Origin of the sequence: Acidisphaera sp. L21, assembly GCF_009765685.1 — a bacterium.
GTDB lineage: Bacteria > Pseudomonadota > Alphaproteobacteria > Acetobacterales > Acetobacteraceae > LMUY01.
This window is the reverse complement of sequence record NZ_LMUY01000034.1, coordinates 1-2,213: the sequence shown is the minus strand read 5'-3', so window position 1 is coordinate 2,213 and position 2,213 is coordinate 1. Positions and strand designations below refer to the sequence as shown.

Genomic DNA, 2,213 nt, shown 5'->3' with positions numbered 1-2,213 from the left:
ATACCCGCATGCTCCGTGGAAGGCGGCCGCAGAGCAACGCTTACGATGCACAATGAGCGTCACCAGGCAGCCGATGACAATCCACCTTTGCGAGACGATCTATGGGCCGGAGCGGCCCGGGGTCGCGGCGATCCACCGCCGCCCAGCTTGGGAAATCCTGCTGCATGACGGGATCGGTGAGACACCGTCAGAGGCGCCAGCGGAGTAAGCGTCTGCTGATGGCCACCTTGCCCGGCGAGTGTCTTTCGTCTTGTCTTGGGACATGGAAAACGCCATCGGAGTGTTCGTCGCAGAGGCTGCCACAGTGGCAGCTTCTGACGCAGCTTCTGCATCCCGGATTGAGATCGTCACAGAGCGCCGACCTGCCTACAGCGCAGAGTTTCGTGCACGCGTGGTTGAGGAATCCTTGGTGCCTGGGGTTCGAGCGTTGGACTTGGCAGTCCAACACGGCATCCACGTCAGTCTGATTCATAGATGGCGCCGAATGGCACGACGACAGGACGGGGCTGCGGGTCCTGGGCAACTCAGGCGCGCTCGGTCAGCGGCAACCAAAAATGTGGCTGTAAACCCGTCAGCAGCGTTCATCCCGATCGGTGTTCTCGGTCCTCCTGGAAGTCAAATGCCGTCGGCTACGGATGTCTCAGCATCGCTTGGCGACATAGCCCGGCATGACCGTGGTGAACGTAGCGGGATGATCGAGATTGATATGGTAAGCGGGACGAGGTTGCGTGTGGATGCCTCCGTTGATGAACAAGCGTTCAGGCGCGTGTGGGGCGTTCTGAAGAGTATATCATGATCCAGGTGGCAGCTGGAACGAAAGTCTATCTGGCATGTCGTCCCGTCAGTATGCGCTATGGCTTTGATGGCCTTGCGGCTCAGGTAGAACAGGTGCTGACGGCTGATCCCTTCTCGGGCCATGTTTTCATCTTCCGCAGTAAGAGGGCGGATTATTTGAAGATCCTTTACTATGATGGCAGCGGTCTATGCCTTTTTGCCAAACGCTTGGAAGTCGGCAAATTTGTTTGGCCTCCGATTGTCGACGGCGGAATGCTTCTGACGCCCGCGCAAATGGCACTTCTCATTGAGGCGATCGACTGGCGGCGGACGGTGGCGCCGGAGATGCCGCGCAGGCCGGTGGCAGTCTAGCCGAAGGTCGCTGTGCTGAAAATGCTGTACTGCCCAGCCTGGTTCCGGTAGATTTGGTCCATGTCCCTGGCGAGCGAACCTCTCCCGATCGATCCAGATGCCCTGCGGCAATTTGCCGCCGATCTTCAGGCTGAATTGGGCCGCAAAGATATCGAGATCACCGCTCGTGATGCCGAAATCCATGCCAAGACGCTGCACATCGAAAAGTCGAAGATGCAGTTGGCCGTGCTGCGCCGTACGCGGTTTGGCCGCTCCTCCGAGAAGCTCGACCGCGATATTGAGCAGTTGGAGCTGCTGATCGGCGAGCTCGAGGAGGAGGCTGCCGAGGAAGAGGCGCGCGCGGGTATGACCGACCCCGCCGGTCTGGCCAATCTGAATGATGAGAAGCCCACGAGCCGAGGAGCGCGACGGCGCAGCCGTCCCAGACTGCCTGAGCACCTGCCGCGCGAGATCGTTACTCACGAACCGGCCTGCACCTGTCCCGGTTGCGGCGGCACTGTGTTCAGCCGCGTCGGCCAGGACGAACGCGAGTTGCTCGAATACATTCCTGCCAGCTTTAAGGTGGTCAAGCATATCCGCCCCAAGCTGAGTTGCCGCGCCTGCGAGACCTTCGTGCAAGCGCCAATGCCGTCGCTGCCCATCGAGCGCGGGCTGCCGGGGCCCGGTCTGTTGGCGCACATCGCCATCTCGAAATTTTGCGACCACCTGCCGTTGCACCGTCAGAGCGTGATCTATCCCTCCGCTGGTATTCCACTCGCTGCGCGAGCGGAACCTTTACCAGCTCCGCCCGCGAGGGGGTGGAGCTCGATCGCGCGCTGATGGCCGACTGGATGGGCAAGGTGGTGTTCCTGCTTACCCCGCTCGCTGAGGCGATCGGACGCCACATCCGTGCAGGCGAGGTGTTTCATGCTGACGACACGACGGTGCCGGTGCTGTCGCCAGGGCTGGGCAAGACGGCGACTGGGCGGCTGTGGGTGATCGTTCGCGACGAGCGTCCATGGGGTTCGTCGGTCCCGCCGGCCGTGTTCTATCGCTACTCCCCGGATCGCAAGGGTATCCACGCAGAG

The 2,213-nt window shown here is 61.3% G+C and carries 5 protein-coding genes; all 5 read left to right on the top strand.

Annotated features, from left to right (window positions below; all coding sequences use genetic code 11):
- On the top strand, positions 1–208 hold a 208-nt coding region (locus GSQ76_RS08715), incomplete at its 5' end, for a hypothetical protein (RefSeq protein ID WP_216850964.1).
- A 54-nt stretch (positions 209–262) separates the two neighbouring features.
- On the top strand, positions 263–796 hold the full coding sequence (tnpA, locus tag GSQ76_RS32595) for an IS66-like element accessory protein TnpA (RefSeq protein WP_158743526.1): 534 nt from the start codon (positions 263–265) through the stop codon (positions 794–796).
- Positions 793–1,146 carry an IS66 family insertion sequence element accessory protein TnpB gene (gene tnpB / locus GSQ76_RS08705; RefSeq protein WP_158743525.1) on the top strand — a complete coding sequence of 118 codons (354 nt, stop codon included), beginning with the start codon at positions 793–795 and terminating at the stop codon, positions 1,144–1,146. The genes tnpA and tnpB overlap by 4 nt, the downstream gene beginning before the upstream one ends.
- Before the next feature lie 60 nt (positions 1,147–1,206).
- Positions 1,207–1,965: an IS66 family transposase zinc-finger binding domain-containing protein gene (locus GSQ76_RS08700; RefSeq protein WP_158743524.1), complete on the top strand. Its 759-nt coding sequence runs from the start codon at positions 1,207–1,209 to the stop codon at positions 1,963–1,965.
- Positions 1,965–2,213: transposase (locus GSQ76_RS08695; RefSeq protein ID WP_158743523.1), on the top strand; the 249-nt coding region annotated here is incomplete at its 3' end. The genes GSQ76_RS08700 and GSQ76_RS08695, both read left to right, overlap by 1 nt.